The organism is Salinibacillus kushneri, from assembly GCF_900111405.1.
GTDB classification, from domain to species: Bacteria; Bacillota; Bacilli; order Bacillales; family Alkalibacillaceae; genus Salinibacillus; species Salinibacillus kushneri.
Genome location: NZ_FOHJ01000012.1, coordinates 30,999 through 46,354, shown reverse-complemented (window position 1 = coordinate 46,354; position 15,356 = coordinate 30,999). Strand labels below are relative to the sequence as shown.

General features: G+C 37.8%; 18 protein-coding genes and 1 tRNA gene. 8 read left to right on the top strand and 11 right to left on the bottom strand.

Features of this window, described 5'->3' with window-relative positions; all coding sequences use genetic code 11:
- Nucleotides 1-143 precede the first annotated feature (143 nt).
- On the top strand, nucleotides 144-1,199 hold the full coding sequence (locus tag BMX63_RS14830) for an NAD(P)/FAD-dependent oxidoreductase (protein WP_093137049.1): 1,056 nt from the start codon (nucleotides 144-146) through the stop codon (nucleotides 1,197-1,199).
- 210 nt (nucleotides 1,200-1,409) lie between these two features.
- Nucleotides 1,410-1,646, top strand: a complete 237-nt coding sequence (locus tag BMX63_RS14825) for a hypothetical protein (protein ID WP_093137047.1) — start codon at nucleotides 1,410-1,412, stop codon at nucleotides 1,644-1,646.
- Between the two features lie 40 nt (nucleotides 1,647-1,686).
- Here the strand turns inward: BMX63_RS14825 and qoxD are convergent, their stop codons facing one another.
- The 6 genes from qoxD to BMX63_RS14795 form a co-directional block, all read right to left on the bottom strand.
- Nucleotides 1,687-1,971, bottom strand: coding sequence for a cytochrome aa3 quinol oxidase subunit IV (gene qoxD / locus BMX63_RS14820; RefSeq protein ID WP_093137046.1), 285 nt, complete (start codon nucleotides 1,969-1,971; stop codon nucleotides 1,687-1,689).
- Nucleotide 1,972: 1 nt separating this feature from the next.
- Entirely contained in the window at nucleotides 1,973-2,569 is a 597-nt protein-coding gene (qoxC, locus tag BMX63_RS14815) for a cytochrome aa3 quinol oxidase subunit III (RefSeq protein ID WP_093137044.1), read from the bottom strand.
- Entirely contained in the window at nucleotides 2,566-4,515 is a 1,950-nt protein-coding gene (gene qoxB, locus BMX63_RS14810; protein ID WP_093137043.1) for a cytochrome aa3 quinol oxidase subunit I, read from the bottom strand. Before qoxB ends, qoxC begins: the two co-directional genes overlap by 4 nt.
- An 80-nt stretch (nucleotides 4,516-4,595) precedes the next feature.
- On the bottom strand, nucleotides 4,596-5,465 hold the full coding sequence (qoxA, locus tag BMX63_RS14805) for a cytochrome aa3 quinol oxidase subunit II (protein WP_093137041.1): 870 nt from the start codon (nucleotides 5,463-5,465) through the stop codon (nucleotides 4,596-4,598).
- A 520-nt stretch (nucleotides 5,466-5,985) separates the two neighbouring features.
- The gene (locus BMX63_RS14800; protein ID WP_093137040.1) at nucleotides 5,986-7,893 is read right to left on the bottom strand and encodes an ABC-F family ATP-binding cassette domain-containing protein; all 1,908 of its coding nucleotides are present in this window, start codon (nucleotides 7,891-7,893) and stop codon (nucleotides 5,986-5,988) included.
- Between the two features lie 107 nt (nucleotides 7,894-8,000).
- A complete protein-coding gene (locus BMX63_RS14795) occupies nucleotides 8,001-9,026 on the bottom strand; it encodes a hypothetical protein (protein WP_177167340.1) in 1,026 nt (341 codons plus the stop codon).
- 116 nt (nucleotides 9,027-9,142) lie between these two features.
- Between BMX63_RS14795 and BMX63_RS14790 the strand changes: the two genes are divergently transcribed.
- A complete protein-coding gene (locus BMX63_RS14790; RefSeq protein WP_093137037.1) occupies nucleotides 9,143-10,057 on the top strand; it encodes a DMT family transporter in 915 nt (304 codons plus the stop codon).
- 218 nt (nucleotides 10,058-10,275) lie between these two features.
- Nucleotides 10,276-10,530, top strand: coding sequence for a YdbC family protein (locus tag BMX63_RS14785; RefSeq protein ID WP_093137035.1), 255 nt, complete (start codon nucleotides 10,276-10,278; stop codon nucleotides 10,528-10,530).
- A gap of 133 nt (nucleotides 10,531-10,663) precedes the next feature.
- On the opposite strand, the gene BMX63_RS14780 is transcribed toward BMX63_RS14785, so the two are convergent.
- The 5 genes from BMX63_RS14780 to BMX63_RS14760 form a co-directional block, all read right to left on the bottom strand.
- Nucleotides 10,664-10,756: transfer RNA gene (locus BMX63_RS14780), tRNA-Ser, on the bottom strand.
- 175 nt (nucleotides 10,757-10,931) lie between these two features.
- On the bottom strand, nucleotides 10,932-12,179 hold the full coding sequence (locus tag BMX63_RS14775) for a tyrosine-type recombinase/integrase (RefSeq protein WP_093137034.1): 1,248 nt from the start codon (nucleotides 12,177-12,179) through the stop codon (nucleotides 10,932-10,934).
- Nucleotides 12,179-12,643, bottom strand: a complete 465-nt coding sequence (locus tag BMX63_RS14770) for an ImmA/IrrE family metallo-endopeptidase (RefSeq protein ID WP_093137032.1) — start codon at nucleotides 12,641-12,643, stop codon at nucleotides 12,179-12,181. The genes BMX63_RS14775 and BMX63_RS14770 overlap by 1 nt, the downstream gene beginning before the upstream one ends.
- Before the next feature lie 75 nt (nucleotides 12,644-12,718).
- Entirely contained in the window at nucleotides 12,719-13,342 is a 624-nt protein-coding gene (locus BMX63_RS14765) for a DUF4352 domain-containing protein (protein ID WP_093137031.1), read from the bottom strand.
- Between the two features lie 56 nt (nucleotides 13,343-13,398).
- A complete protein-coding gene (locus BMX63_RS14760; protein ID WP_093137029.1) occupies nucleotides 13,399-13,749 on the bottom strand; it encodes a helix-turn-helix domain-containing protein in 351 nt (116 codons plus the stop codon).
- 162 nt (nucleotides 13,750-13,911) lie between these two features.
- On the opposite strand from BMX63_RS14760, the gene BMX63_RS14755 reads away from it, so the two are divergent.
- The 4 genes from BMX63_RS14755 (at nucleotide 13,912) to BMX63_RS14740 (ending at nucleotide 15,354) form a co-directional block, all read left to right on the top strand.
- Nucleotides 13,912-14,154: a helix-turn-helix domain-containing protein gene (locus BMX63_RS14755; RefSeq protein ID WP_093137027.1), complete on the top strand. Its 243-nt coding sequence runs from the start codon at nucleotides 13,912-13,914 to the stop codon at nucleotides 14,152-14,154.
- Nucleotides 14,155-14,221: 67 nt separating this feature from the next.
- Complete coding sequence (locus tag BMX63_RS14750) at nucleotides 14,222-14,422, top strand: hypothetical protein (RefSeq protein ID WP_093137025.1); 201 nt, start codon at nucleotides 14,222-14,224, stop codon at nucleotides 14,420-14,422.
- Nucleotides 14,422-15,114 carry an ORF6C domain-containing protein gene (locus tag BMX63_RS18530; RefSeq protein WP_245732845.1) on the top strand — a complete coding sequence of 231 codons (693 nt, stop codon included), beginning with the start codon at nucleotides 14,422-14,424 and terminating at the stop codon, nucleotides 15,112-15,114. Before BMX63_RS14750 ends, BMX63_RS18530 begins: the two co-directional genes overlap by 1 nt.
- Entirely contained in the window at nucleotides 15,115-15,354 is a 240-nt protein-coding gene (locus BMX63_RS14740; protein WP_093137024.1) for a helix-turn-helix domain-containing protein, read from the top strand.
- The last annotated feature ends 2 nt before the right edge of the window (nucleotides 15,355-15,356 follow it).

Below are 15,356 nucleotides of genomic sequence, written 5' to 3'. Positions count from 1 at the left end.
AGACTGTCCTTCTCCTTTTAAAAAGTTTCGCAAAATTTATCGACAACCTCCAGCCTCCTTTGATAGGCTATAGGAGGGAGAAAACGATTTCTATATTATGTTAAAAAAGATACATCAAAAGATAAAGGATAGGGAGTTTATATATGAAAAAGTTAGTCATTTTAGGCGGCGGCTATGGAGGAATAAAAATCATCCATCAACTCTTAACGAGTGGATTTCCGCATGATGTCGAAATTACTTTAATTGACCGCAATCCGTATCATTCCTTAAAAACTGAATTCTATGCGATTGCAGCAGGAACAACAGCAGACAAAGATGTAAGGATTGACTTTCCTAATCACGAACAAATTCAAAAAGTGTTTGGAGAAGTAAAGGAAATTGATGTGGAGAATCAGGTTATAAAAATGGAGGATCATTCAGTTCCGTATGACTATTTGGCAATTGGCCTGGGATGCGAGGATAATTATCATGGAATTGAAGGTGCAGCTGAATACACGGAAAGCGTACAGACAATTGCTAAAGCAAGAAAAGCCGGTGCAGCGATAGGAAACCTTGATGCACACTCCAAAGTAACCATAGTTGGTGCTGGCTTAAGTGGAATTGAGGTAGCATCTGAAGTGAGAGAGAGTCGACCAGACCTAACCGTAAGATTATTGGATCGGGGTGCTTCCGTTTTAAAAGCCTTTGATCGTAAAATTCAAAACTATGTGGAAGAATGGTTTGCCAAAAATGATGTAGAAGTTGTTCATCATGCAAATGTGGAATATGTAAAAAAAGGTCAGGTCTGTAATAACGGTTCATGCTTTGATAGTGATGTTACCATTTGGACTGCAGGAGTTAAGCCCAATCACTTAATAGAAGATATCCCATTTGAAAAAGATGAACAAGGAAAAATTAAATTAAATCAATACTTTCAAGTGCCCAATCAAACAAACGTCTATGTAGTCGGAGATTGTGCCTCCTCTGTTCATTCCCCAAGTGCGCAGCTTGCTGGTCAGCAAGGTGAAAAAATAGGTGAGGTTTTAGCGAATAAATTACAAGGTACAACACCTGATGTTCCATCTGAAATAAAACTAAAAGGAAAATTAGGCTCTTTAGGGAAATCAGATGGATTTGGAAATATGTTTAATCAGCCATTTACAGGATTTCTTCCTCGTTTAGCCAAAACAGGGGTCCTATGGTTAAGCAAACGACATTAAAAAAAGCCCTGTCACTGTCGAATCTTTTACGGCAATGACGGGGCTTTTTAATGTCTAACATGATTAAATAAGCGTTTCATCCGTACATTATATTATCCTTTGTTATTTTGTTATCACATAGATCCTATAAAAAAATTGAAAAAAACGTGAAAAAAGTTTGACGTTTTTGTGAACAAAGTGAATAATATATAGTATAAGGGGGTTGGAAAGATGAACACCAATCTAAAAATATTGAACGCTGTGAAATTTGCTGGCGGATTGATATTATTAGCAGGAATCATTCTATTTGCTATCGGACTTTTTGAAAGCCGTTACAGTATTCTCGTATCAATCGGAACGGGAACTATTATAGGTGCTGTGTTTATTTTTCTAATGGGTGTATTCTTAGTAATAACTGAAGAATTAGTGGAGAAAAAAACAAATAGGGTAAGAAAAACTGAACAATAATGATAAAAAGGAGAGCGTTCGTGACGCTCTCCTTTTCGTATTATACATATCCCCAAGCGAGGGCTAGTAATGAGCCGAATATGGTGAGTAATGCAATGATAATCCCATAATAAATATTTGTATAAATTGCTCCTCGATCCTTCGTTTCTCCAGCATGCATAAATACAACTAATTGAAGAGCAGCTTGAGTAAATGCTGTAATAAGAAGTATAGTTAAGCCGACTGTAAAGGAAAAGTCCAGGAAGTAAACCAAAAGAGCTACAATCGTTAGGATGAGCGAGCTTACAAAACCAAGTAATTGTTTTCGTGGAAATAATTCCTTCATCTTACATCATTCCTTTCAGGTAGACGAAGCTGAAGATAAAGATCCAGACCACGTCCAGAAAGTGCCAGTACAGGGAAAAGATAAATGATTTATTGGTTGTTTCTGGTGTTAAACCTCGTTTTTTAATTTGAATCAAAATGAATAATCCCCAAAACAGACCAAAGGTTACATGGGCCCCGTGGGTGCCTAATGTCGTAAGCAAAATGGATGTGAAGCCGCTGGTTTGTAACGCGGCACCTTCATGGACGTAATGGGTAAATTCATAGATTTCAAGTCCAATAAAAGCAAGACCTAATAGAAGCGTAACAGTAAAGAATACCTGCATCGCTTTTTGTCTGCCTAATCGCATGGCATGCACACCCAAACCGATGGTGAAGCTGCTTGTTAATAGAATGAATGTTTCCAGCATAACAGGGGAGATCGTAAAAATCTCCTCTCCTGCTGGCCCACCTCCTGTACGATTTTCGAGCAGGAAGTAGGAGGCAAAGAGCGTTGCAAACAGCATAATTTCAGCACCAATAAAGATCCAAAATCCTAGTATATTCAAATTGTTTTGTTCTGTACTGTATTCAAGAGGCTGCGTTTGATCGTTATTCATGAGTTAGCCCCCCCTAATTTTTCTTCAGTCTCCTTAATGTGGTCTACAGACAGGTGGTGACCATGATCCTTTTCCAGTGAACGGTGACCCATACAAGCAAAGATACCAATTGCTGAGATAATGGCCAGAATCCATACGCTAAAGACCATCGCAAAACCGAACACGAAGAAGAGTGCGCTCATAATAAACGGAACGCCACTGTTATTTGGCATGTGAATTTCCTGGTAGTCGCCTTTAAACAGCTTTTGATTGTTTTTCTTATGATTCCAGAATGCATCGCGAGAGTTAACATCTGGTGTAATCGCAAAGTTATATTCTGGAACCGGACTATGTGTAGCCCATTCTAAAGAACGTGCATCCCATGGATCTGCAGGGATATCTCTGGATGCGTATCGTGTACTGTAATAGATGTTGTAAACAATTAGCACAAATCCTACTGCAAGCATAATGGCTCCGAAAAAGGCAATCATGTTCCAAATGCCGAATCCAGTTGCTTCAGAATAGGTAAACATGCGTCGTGCCTGCCCATCAAGTCCTGAAATAAACATTGGGAAGAAGGCTACACATGTACCAATACCAATCAACCATGCTGCCCATTTTCCAATTCTTTCGTTAAGCATAAAGCCAAACATTTTCGGCCACCAGTACGTAAGACCAGCAAGCATGGCAAATACAACTCCTGGAATGATCACTAAGTGGAAGTGAGCAACAAGGAACATCGTATTATGATACTGATAGTCTGCTGCTGACATCGCAAGCATAACACCTGTTACACCACCGATGGTAAAGATCGGGATAAATAACAGGGAGTAAAGCATCGGAGTTGTAATCCGAATCTTTCCTTTCCATAAGGTAAATAACCAGTTAAAGATTTTAATTCCTGTTGGTACGGCAATTGCCATCGTTGTGATGGAGAAAATACTGTTGACTAGTGCACCTTGACCCATGGTAAAGAAGTGGTGAACCCAGACTAAGAAGGATAATAGGCAAATAATTACCATGGACCAAACCATAGATCTGTAACCATATAGATTTCGTCTTGCAAAGGTTGGGATTACCTCACTATAAACACCAAATGCAGGCAGAATTAAGATATAAACTTCAGGATGTCCCCAAACCCAGAAAAGGTTAGCCCAAAGCATATCCATACCACCATTACCGGTTGTAAAGAAGTGGGTAGCAAATAAACGATCCATGGTACCCATTGCAAGAGCCACGGTTAACACTGGAAAAGCGAACACAATAATAATGTTTGTAATTAGCGCTGACCAGGTAAACATTGGCATTTTCATAAGTGTCATGCCAGGTGCTCTCATTTTAAGAATTGTAGCAATAAAGTTAATTCCGGTCATCAGTGTACCAAGACCTGCAATCTGAATGGCAATCATATAATAGTTCGTTCCAACAGATTTACTGAACTCATTACCGGCTAGTGGGAAATATGAAGTCCAGCCAGCGTCAGGTGAACCTCCAATGACAAATGAGATATTAAACAGCATAGCTCCCATGAAAAAGAGCCAGAAGCTTAGCGCGTTTAGTCTTGGAAACGCAACATCTCTTGCACCAATCTGTAAAGGTACAATATAGTTCATTAAAGCTATGATAAACGGCATCGCCATAAAGATAATCATGACAACTCCGTGTGTTGAGAAGATTTCGTTGTAATGCTGGGAATCGAGTAGCGTGTTTTCAGGTACAGCAAGCTGGGCACGCATCATAATTGCATCGACTCCACCACGGAACAACATAAGTAATGCGGATATCAAATACATAATCCCAATGCGTTTATGGTCCACAGTTGTTATCCATTCACGCCAAAGATATCCCCATTTTTTAAAATAGGTTAGACCTACTATAATCGCAATGACAGTTAGACCAATTGCTACCATCGATGCATATATGGCAGGACTAGGATGAGGTATTGCAAAACGTTCAAAGAACTCCATCCTAATTTCTCCTTTCAGTAAATATCATAAATGTCTTTCATCAATAGGTGATAATACTTGTAATATATGAAAATCAAACGTTATTCCATGTTCATCTCTTCATGGTCTCCCTCTTCCATTGAGGATCCGTGTTTCATAGGAGGAGGCATAAAATCTAAATGTGTTCCATTAAACGTTAACTGACCTAAGTGACCTGGTTCCAATAATTCATCAAAACGTTCTTCTGTTATAGGATCAGCTGTTTCTTTCACCTCATCTACCCATTCATCAAAATCATCTTGTGATACGGCTTTAACATTAAATGTATTTTTCGCAAATCCTTTACCACTGAAGTTTGCGTTTCGTCCCATATATTCACCGGGAACATCAGCCGCCAAGTGCAAGGTAGTAATCATGTCAGCCATGGCGTATTTTTGTCCGCCTAATTGAGGTATCCAAAAGCTGGTGATTGGACCATAGGAATAAAGTCTGAATTCCAGTGGGCGATCAGTTGGGATATATAAATAATTGACCGTTTCAATATCCTGCTCTGGATAACTAAAATGCCATTTCCAATTGGAAGATGACGCATAGATTACCAGCGGTTCTTTTTCTTCATATCCTGTAGGTGCTGATTCTACAGCATAGTTACTTTGAACCGATACAATGGAGAGAAATGTCACAATTAAAATAGGAACAGCGACAATAATCGTTTCTACAATCGGGTTTCCCTCAATGTGAGGTGGTTCATAATCATCTGGTTGTTTGGAAGCACGATATTTCACGAGTATATATATCAAAATCGCAAACACGACAACAACAATGACAGACATAATACCAATGGATAATTTGATAACATCAGCTTGTGTTTCAGCTTGAGGTCCTTTAGGATCTAAAACGAGCAAATCACAGCCTGACAATATCGAAAAAGCAGTAAATACAATCGTTAGGAAAGCCCATTTCATTTTCATGAAGCTACCCCTTTCTATTTAAACTGAATCAATGGACTTGATTTTTTAGTAGGTGTGATAGGAATCACTATCTCTATACTGTTAATGTTATTTTAGCCGTATGGTGTTTCTCAAGAAAAAGTGATTCATTTCACAAAAAGTTCATAAGAAATCAACGAAATTGTGACGAATTTGATGAAAATGTGACAAAGGCATTTTAAATATTCTGATTGTAGCTCCGCTTCGTGAAAAATCTGTAAATACGAAAATTTCAAAACGAACTATTATTAAAATAAAAAAAGCATACCGGCTTCTTCCGGTATACTTAAGATAAGGCTGTGTTAAATTTTATTGTTGATTTTTCCACCAATTGATCGGAGTGGAAGTGCGCGAGACTCTTGCGGGAAGAGCGACATACGGGAGACCATGCAGACCTATGCCGAGGAGACTTCCGGACAGCCCGCGGAAAACGAGCACACTGGAACGGAAATCAACACCTATGGTCAACAGAGCCTAAGATAAAGACAAAGCTTTGAGCTATTTATTGATTTTGCTCCAATTCTTCAACGAGTAAAGATAACTCTTCCCAACGTTCCATGGCTTCTTCTAACTCTTTTTCCACCTGCTGTTGATCTTCAAACAGACGCTGGGCTTTTTCTACATCGCTTCCAGCCTGCTCAATTTCAGTTTGTACTTCTTCTATTCGCTCTTCTAGTTCGGTAATACGATCTTCTATTGTTTCCCATTCTTTTTGTTCTTTATAGGATAACTTTTTCTTTTTCTGTTTCTTAGGCTTCGATACCTGGGTTTCTTTTACTTCTTCTTTCTTCATTTTTTCTTCTTGTTGCTTCTCTTCCTTCTTTAAGTCCATATATTCTGAGTAGCTTCCATAGAATACACGAACTTGTCCGTTTCCTTCAAATGACAGTAAACGATTAACTGATCGGTCAAGAAAGTAACGGTCATGGGATACAGTAATGACAACTCCAGGAAATTCATCTAAATAGTTTTCCAAAATCGACAAGGTTTGAATATCCAGATCATTGGTAGGCTCGTCCAGGAACAATACATTTGGCTCACTCATGAGTATACTTAATAAATATAGTCGTCTCTGCTCTCCGCCGGAAAGTCGGTAAATATAGGTCCATTGCATATTTCTTGGGAATAAAAATCGTTCAAGCATTTGTTCAGCTGTTATAAAGTCTCCATTTGATGTTTGGATTACTTCAGCGCTTTGCTTAATATATTCGATAACTCGCAGGTTTTCATCCAAGTCTATATTTTCTTGTGTATAGTAGCCAATCTTTACCGTTTTACCAATATCAATATCACCCTCATCTGGTTGTATGCGTCCTGCCATCATGTTTAGAAGTGTAGTTTTTCCGCTGCCGTTTGCTCCAATAATACCGATTCGGTCATTTGGTGTAATGAGGAAGCTAAAATCCTTTAATAAAGCTTTGTCTTTAAACCCCTTTGAAACAGATTCTAATTCGATGACTTGTTTTCCAAGTCTTGATGTACGCAATTCTATATCAAATGAATGATTGGTTTGATGAGACTCTTGATTTTTAAGTTCTTCTATTCTTTGCTTTCGGGCCTTCTGTTTTGTTGAGCGCGCCTTGGCACCTCGACGTAACCAGGCCAACTCCCGTCTGAGTGTATTTTGTCGTTTTTGTTCATTAAGCTCTGCTTGCTCTTCTCTCTCAGCCTTTTTTTCCAGAAAGACCTCATAGTTTCCTTCATATTGGTATAATTTCCCCTGATCGAGTTCAAAAATCTGGTTTGTTACGCGATTTAGAAAATAACGATCGTGGGTAACGAGAATTAAAGCACCTTCGTATTGGGCTAAATATTCCTCAAGCCATTCAATCGTTTCATTATCCAAGTGGTTTGTAGGTTCGTCCATAATCAGGATATCAGCAGGCTGAATGAGGGATTTGGCAATCGCAGCTCGTTTCTTTTGTCCACCTGATAAATCATGTACCGACTGAGAAAACGTAGTGATTCCCAGGCGTGTTAATATGGTTTTGGCTACAGCATTCGCATCCCATGCATTTCGTTCATCCATTTTTTGCTGGGCGATAAGAAGCTGTTCCTGCTTTTCCGGGTTATCCGGCTGGGCGTTTAATTCGGCTAAAGCCCGTTCGTACTGTCGCATGGTTTGCATGATTTGAGAATCACCAGCGTAAATATATTCCAATACGGTTTCCGAACCGTTAAAAACTGGATTTTGGGGCAGGTATTCAATATGAAAATCCTTGGCATGGTCAATACGCCCCTCTTCCGCTGAATCAAGACCGGCAATCACTTTTAACATCGTAGATTTTCCGGTACCATTGACGCCAATTAACCCAATGCGATTATTTTCCTCTATTGTGAATGAAATATGGTTAAATAAGGTTTTTTCTCCATATGTTTTGGTCAGGTTTTCTACATTTAGTAAACTCATTGTAATCATTCCTTTTGGGTGACAGGTACCACCCGAATTATGTCGAATGTAAAATTGGTTTGTGTTTTTAAACTAACATGAATATTATATCAGATAAAGCTTCTCCTTTATTGAATTTGCACGGGTTGTTCCTTTACGAATTTGAATTCAAAGTCTGTTCCCATATTATCAGTCAGATTTGAACGGTATTCATAAGGAATGCCCATTCCTTTCTTCAAAACATATTCTTCTTTGTAGCGGTTATCCGGGTATCCTTCTATTCCATTAATAAAGGAGGTTACATGAATTTCATCTTTTGGTTTACCCGTAATTTCAGAAACCATCTTATATGTTTCTTCATTAACCTTCACTTCTTGTTCCCATGTATTTCCGACCTTTACATCATAGGGGAGAATCATACGGGTAGGCGCAATGCCAAAGGGGAAAGGAAACAAGTTCCCTGCTGAATTTGTTGCTGGATCATAAATCTGATACACTCTGCCATCTCTAACAAGATAATTAATAAAAAAGGATGGGGACTGTGAACGTGAAGGATCATCTACTTTAATGTAATGCTCAAAGATAGCTTCTTTGGTTTCCGGATCAGTCACGTAATCAACTTGTACAGCACCATGTGTATATTCGTAAAGTCCTCCAAAGAGGAAGCCTTCACTCTCTTCTACGTTAAACCAATTTTGATATTGATTGTTTTTCACTTTTGTAAGGGCATAGTAAACTAATGATAACTCATTTTCATTCAGTTGAGCACCTGGGTTGTCCAGCTTTTGTTTGTCAGGAAAGCCAAGCTCGGATAATTCCTTTTTCACTTCCTTTTTAGTAGCCTTTTCCAGTGATTGAAATGTTTCGAAAGCCTTATTAAGAGAGACAGGTTCTAATAAATTTGGTTCAATTTGGATATAAAAATGCTCCGGTCTTTCCACATGGGTATAGGCTGGCACCTGTAGAGCTGAAGGTTCTGTTTCTTCGTCGACTTCACGCTGTGACTGTCTATTATTTAGAGATTCCGGCGAATTGTTATCTTTTTTCTCTTTGGTAGTAGAATTCGTAAAGAATGGATGATCCTCACAAGCAACAGTGATTAAGCATAGAAGAACCAAACTACCAATTAATAAAGCTTTCTTATAATCCTTCACCATATTAACTCCTCCGTAAGTTATCCATAATATAGACGAAAAATAAAGGGACGATATGTTATACTATTCACCGTTATCATTTGTATGTCAGTAAGATTCGTTTGGGAGAAGTGAATATGGAAAATCTATCTCGTTTTAGGACATTTCTGCATAAAAATAAAGGGACGATTGGGTTACTTATTCTTTGCATTACCTTAATCTGGGGCTATGCGTGGATTCTAATGAAGGAAGCCTTAAACTATATGGGGCCATTTACGTTTTCGGCTTTTCGTTTTGGAACCGGTACCCTCACCATGCTGGTTGTTTTATCCGTGATGAAAATAGGATTGCCTCCAAAAGATAAATGGGGACACCTACTAGTGGCAGGAATTCTGCAAACAAGTATTGTTTTTTTATTTGTTATGTATGGTTTACGATTTGTTGATGCTGGTAAATCTTCCGTTCTGTTATACTCCATGCCTATTTGGAGTAGTTTACTAGCTACTAAGTTTTTACAAGAAAGAATACCCCGGATGAAAATGATTGGACTTGGTATAGGTTTACTGGGCTTGTTAACGATCCTTGGCTGGGATATTTGGATGAACCAAAATTCCCGCATTATTTTTGGTGAGTTATTGATTGTTGTAGCAGCCATATCATGGGGAGCCTCCAATGTCTATTACCGCTTAAAACTTCTTGACGTTTCTCAGCTTCAAGTCAATACATATCAAATGCTTTTTGGTACACTGGGGATTATCATTGCAAGCTTCATGGTGGAAGGAGGAGACCCTGTTCATCTTACTGGGGAGAGCATCTATTATGTATTATTCACAGGTGTCCTTGCTTCTGCTCTATGCTTTACGGTCTGGTTTTTCCTGCTGAGTATAATTGACATGGTAACAGCGACGATTTCCACCTTACTTGTTCCTGTTTTTGGCATGTTTTTCGGCTGGCTTCTACTTGATGAGCACTTAACCCCCAGTATTATCATTGGATCTTTCCTCATTCTGATTGGAATTTTTATAGCAAATATAGCTAAGAAGAAGGCTTAACCTTTTCCCGTATCCAAACGGTGCGGGAAATTATAATTTGTTCATTTTTTTAAAATTAGGGGGAAATAGTGTAATAAAATATAAAATAGCTTCTATTTTTTTGTGGTTTTATTTGTCTAATCACCTCAAATCAGCCTTTTCCATAATTGCAGGTGAAAACAAGGGAGACCATAATAACCTTATATCAATTCATATTTGAATAGAGAGGAGAAGACAAAATGGCAGATTTTAAGTACGAGATTATTCAATCTATTTCTGTACTATCAGAGTCAGAAAAAGGATGGACGAAGGAATTAAATTTGATTAGCTGGAATGGAAGAGACCCAAAATATGATCTGCGTGATTGGGCACCAAACCGTGAAAGAATGGGGAAGGGAGTAACTTTATCTAATGAAGAAGTGGAGAAATTAAAAACGATATTAAATGAAAAAGTAAATCAGACATTTGCTGCTTCTGCTTCGTCAAAAGAATAAGGTTAGAGAAAGAAAAAGAACCCCTTAATTAATAGAGATTAAGGGGTTCCTTTTCGTAAAAATATAGTTATTCATGATTGCACATTTTTGGATAGTACTCGTTATGAGGATTTCACTTCTTGTGGTTAGGTTATGGCGGAGAAGGTGGGATTCGAACCCACGCGACGGTTGCCCGTCCTAATGCATTTCGAGTGCATCCCCTTCAGCCGGACTTGGGTACTTCTCCACGCAAAAGATGCTGGTGAGAGGATTCGAACCTCCGACCCCTTCATTACGAGGGAGTTTGTGCACCAGACAACGAGATTTATTTTACATGAAAAACGTTGATTTGACAATACATTAATTTTATTTCGCACCAACGGAAAACAATAGAAATTAAAAAGTTCGCCGTCATTCTGCCGTCAATTTGTCGGCAGATTTTTCTTTTCTAAAGCCGAGTCCAATTTTGTTGCTGCAACTTCATCTGCTTGTTTTAATGCGTGTCCGTATATGTTCATGGTTGTTCTTATATCTGAATGGCCCAGGCGCGCTGAAATAATTTTTGCATGGATACCTTCATTGATCAATAAAGTTGCAGACGTATGTCTTAGGGCATGAATGTTCACATATTTTAACTTATGACGTTTGATAAATCGCTCCCACCACCTTTGCATAGATGTAGGATTATATGGCTTTCCGGTTTCATCACATACCAGGAAGTTATGCTTTCCATCTTCCCACAATTGATTTGCTGCAAGTCTTTCCTTCTTGCGGATTCGTTCTAAACGTTTGATGGGCTCTAGTAAGGTTTGAGAAAATACAATATTCCGTTTTCTGGCGACACCATTTCCCTTTTTGATTTCATGTACCTGCAATCCCTTTTCCTTCGAAAATGTAACAGCCTGACGGACTTTAATAACGCGATTTTCATAGTCTATGTGTTTAAACTCGAGTCCAAACAACTCAGAACGTCTCATGCCTGTAGTAATGGCTAATTTCACAATAATCTGCCAATGCAAGACATGGTCCTCTGACTCTAAACATTCTAACAAGCGGGCGGCTTCTTCAATATCGTAGACTTCCACTTCTTTTGTATCTAATTTTGGTTTGTCTATTTTTTTGGTTGGGTTTTCCTTAATTAATCCGAGTTTCACAGCAAAATTAAAAATCCCATTTAGAATTCGATAATGATAATAAATTGTGGACTTTGAGAGTTTTCCCTTTTTCACCTTCATTTCACCATTTTCGTCTTTAACTTTATCTAATCGCATACCATCTTCCTGAAGGTTGTCCAAAAAATCAATAATGTGCTTAGGCCTAATTTGATCCAATCGCAAGGATTGAAAAGCTGGAAGAATCCTAATGTCTAAGTATCGCAGGTGAGTTGACAATGTAGTATGAGATAAATGTTTTTCAGCATGTTTTGGTAACCATTCCTTCTTGACAAAATCTACGAACATCATCTTCTCCGGTTCGTAATAACCTTCACCGGTAACTTCAGCCACGAAACGAGCAAGCTGTGTGTCAGCGTCCCTTTGACTCTTTGCCTTTACCGTTCTGTACTTTCGATTTCTTTTCCTCTTACCGGTTTTTAAATCAACATAAGTTCCCAAATCAACTTCTAATTGCCATTTGCCATTTTTTCTAGGTCTAGCATAACCTTTTGCCATTATGAAATCCCCTCCATAATCAGCTTGTTTTGATACATTTCCATCCGTCTAACTGCAAATTCATATTCTACATTAAACAGATTCATAATTTGGTAGATATTAACTTCTACTAAATCAAGAAGCATAAAAGTAGGTACACAAAAATGATAAGCAAAACGTTCTGCTTGCCATTCTTGCAGCTGACGAAAAGGTATTGGCATGCTTGATTGATGTCCTGCATGTCTTAATACATGGCCTATTTCGTGAGCAAATTCCTGCCATTGCTGTGTTTTGGTCAGATATTTATTCAAGAAAATTATATATTTCCCACCTTTATGAACTACTTCGCTGGCAAATTCCCAGTACTTAACTGGTAGTTTTAAAGAATTTGAAATAACGTCTATACATAAGCAACCAGGTTCTGCAATGGATAGAGAATTTAAAAATTGTTTTACAAAAGTTTCGGTTTGATTAAGTATTATCATTAAATCCCTCTCACTTGACGAGAACACTTGTTCTGTTGATGGTTGAAAAAAAACCCCAAATCATGGGGTTTTCTATTATTTTAATTCAATGTTTTTTGTTACAGTGCCAAAAATACCCTCTTGTGCTTCTACTTTAAGGTTGTTTGAATCAGCTATTTCTGGAGCAACATCAAATGCAACATTTCCAGTCATTTCTGATCCGGGATTTAGTTGTTCTAAAAAGAAACTGTTTTTGATAGACCCGTCCTCAGCTTGATTTGCTGATGTACTTGCCATTGAATCAGCTTCAAATGTTTTATCACCCTGTTTTAATTTAAAAAATGAACCATCAATTGTAACTGCTTCATCACCATTGTTTTTGACAGTGATGTTGAGAATAACATATTTACCATTTGCTTCTTCAGGTAGTGAAGAAGGACCTACCTGTTCAGTTGTTGATTTTTCGTTAATGGTGTATGTCATTGCACCAACTTTAACTTCTTCTCCAATTCCAGGAAGTTTTTTAGTATCTTCTTCCTTGTTATTCTCTCCACTATCATTATTAGTATCTTCACTTGTATTAGCAGTCTCATTGGAAGTGTCGTTAGAAGAAGTTTCGGTTTCATCTCCTCCACTAGTTGAAGCTACTGCAATGATAATGATGGCAATCAACCAAACCCACCATTTTTTATAGAATGGTTTTTTGACTTTTTCAGCCATGTTTATTTCCCCCTTAAAAGATATTTCTTAATTTATGAAAATCTAAAGTTGCAAACTTAATCATCATCTTCTTCTTTAAAAGCTTCCCAAATCCTTCGAAGACGTCTTAGGTCCTCTTCCTTTGATTTTGGCAGTTCTTTATACCAGCGTTCTAAGTCTGGATCATTGATAAACGCTTCAAACGATTCTTCCTCGGTCATTTCAGGGTTGTCTGATCTACCTAAAATATAATCTGTTGTTACTTCTAGAGCGGTTGCTATCTTATCTAATTCGTGGTCTTTGATAGGCCTCTCACCTAATTCTATCCTGTTCATCACACTGGGATTAAGGTCTACTCTTCTAGATAGTTCTCTTTGATTCCACCCCTTATTTTCTCTTAATTTAATTATTCGTTTTCCTACCCTCATATCTAGACACCACTTTCTATATTAGCAATACTATTTTAACACGTTTCCGGAACGGAAAAAATAAAATTTCTAAAATAACAATATAAACTATTGACGTTTCTAAAATAGCAATGTAATATATAATTAAAATGTTGCTAAAACAGCAATGTAAGGGGTGAGCAAGTGCAAACATTAAACTTGTTTTACATCAAGAATCGACGAAAAGAGTTAGGAATTACTCTTCAAGAAATGGCTGATGAATTAGGTTTCAAAAACAGTTCAACATATCTGAAATATGAGACTGGAGCATATTCATTTAAAGCCGATCAGTTACCTGTATTGGCTGATGCGTTAAATTGCAATATTTCGGATTTTTTTAACCAAAACGTTTCTAAAATAGCAATAAATAAAAAGGAGGTGATCTAACTGCCTACCATCGGTTAATTGCTTATAAAAAAGCTATGCACCAACAAATACGCAAGGAGGTTGTTTAATGAATCAGCTAATTTTCAAACGAATTGGTTATGCAAAAGTACAAGTTGGAAACAAAATTCTAAATCGTCCTGATTCGATTAAAGTAATTAGAGCTTTTAAACATCGTTGGTCTCAGTTTCAAGTCGGTAACGAAATTACCGTTGATTTCAATAATCGTTTGCAATGTGATCTTTACAAAGATTTAAAGGAGGTTGCCTAATGAATCATTTAACAAAGATGTTTGATGGGTGCGAATTAAGAATTGTCGAGTTTGAAAACGAACCTTGGTTTGTTGCTAAGGATGTTTGCAATATTTTAGAAATTAAAAATACAACTCAAGCTGTCGCCAAACTAGATGATGATGAACGGTCTATGTTCAACATAGGGCGTCAAGGAAACACTAACGTAGTCAACGAGTTTGGTCTTTACAACTTAGTCTTAGGAAGTCGCAAATCAGAAGCTAATCAATTTAAAAGATGGATTACTCATGAAGTTATTCCAGCAATCAGAAAAAACGGATTCTATGAATTGGAACAACCCAAAAGCCAGTTAGAAATCTTGCAAGGTACTGTAAATGAATTGGTTAGCCAAGATAAAAGAATTACCAACCTGGAAGAAACCATGCGCATTGATGGTGCCCAAGAACATGCTTTGAATAAAAAAGGAAAACAAGTCGTCGTTGAAGCGTTAGGTGGCAAGGGTTCACCAGCCTACAAACAATTGGCTTTTAAGGCATTTTCGCAATTTTGGAGAGATTTTAAAAATCATTTTGAAATCCCTCGATATGGAGACCTTCCAAAGAAAAAATTTGAAGATGGGCTGCGATTCATCAGAATGTGGCAACCATCCACGAGCTTAAAAATAGAAATCGATGAAACCAATAATCAACAAACGATTAATGAGGTGATATAAATGCAAAACCAAACCATGAACACAAAAGAATGCGCTGAGTACATCGGTGTTTGTGTAAACACTCTTAGAAAGTATGTCCACCAACATGATTTACCTGTTTTGAAATTCCCAGGTAGAAGTAAGTGGGTTTTCCGCAAGGACCTGGTTGATGAATGGATTGAGCGTAAATCTAAGCCACAAATCATCAATGGACCTAATCAGAATGATAACTATGGAAAGCTCCGTTTATTGGAGCCTTAACC